The 1,078-nt window shown below is 41.5% G+C and carries 1 protein-coding gene; it reads right to left on the bottom strand.

Features of this window, described 5'->3' with window-relative positions; genetic code table 11:
- Nucleotides 1–53: 53 nt before the first annotated feature.
- The coding region (locus A3735_RS30330) for a hypothetical protein (RefSeq protein WP_068633112.1) at nucleotides 54–1,078 on the bottom strand (1,025 nt) is incomplete at its 5' end.

The raw sequence follows: 1,078 nt of genomic DNA, 5'->3' as shown, positions 1-1,078 counted from the left end.
ATTGAGAAAACTCAACGCGCCTTTTTTCTTTCCATTTGAAGACTCTTAAGTAATCAGTTTCGCCCATAAACCCTTTCTCTGTTATAACGGAAGAAACCTAACATTTCTTCTTCCTTCTGGATGGTACTGGCCTCATTTTTAAAGTACTTCTCTCGCAAAGCGCTTAGCTTTTCTACTAAGGCTTCGCCTTCAAACTGCTCAGAGACAAGTGAACGCTCTTCCATATATGCGTAACCATTATTCCACCGATCCTCTCTCTCTTGGTCTCGCTTGGCCAACCATTCTATCTGGGACTCTTCGAATCCGATGAGCCGCCTCACTTCATTAATTTCATACTGACGTTCTTCACGTGTTAATGCACCGAGTTCACTTTGTACAGCATTAAGACCAAAGACAACTTGAGATAACATACCTTTCGAATCAAGCACCAAATCTTCAACAGAGCCAAAATAGTTTTCATCATAAGCGCTTTGCAATAGATAAACTCGGTCTTGCATGCTCATATCAAGTGACTGGTTAAGCATATTAACGGTAGAGAGCATCGACTCTCGTTTATCTTCTTCAGCACTTCGTTCTTTCTCCCAAATAGCTTCTGCTAACTCCTCACCAAAAATTTCATAGCGCTTTTGCCACAACATGCCTTGCTGCTGCAACGCAGGCATTTCATTCAGATCTAATATATTAGTCAAGAGCCACTCGTCATAGATATCAAGCATTGCTAATAAAGCAAGAATATCATCTACTAACTCGGGGAAAGCCGTTCGAATAATTCGCTCAAATATTTCCGCACCTGTATCTGGGTAGGACTGTATTAAGTCGTTACGCATTTCTTTCAAGCTTGCGTGAAAAGACGGTAAGTGTTTCTCACTTGAGTGTTCTTGAACCAGTAAGCTTACTAAGGCTTCAATCAGCTGCTCAATCTCACTAGGCTCCGCTTTCAAATACTCTGGAATCTGAGGAGTAGGCACATCAAGGTAATCCTCAGTCGAGGAAGATAAAGGTAATGAAGGGCCAAGAGAAACAGGCTCATAGTGCGAATTAAGTGGCTTTTGACTGGCAAATAACTGAATAAGGAAAA

Source organism: Oleiphilus sp. HI0061, from assembly GCF_001635675.1.
The sequence above is the reverse complement of the archived record's forward strand: the minus strand, read 5'-3'. Positions and strand labels throughout refer to the sequence as shown.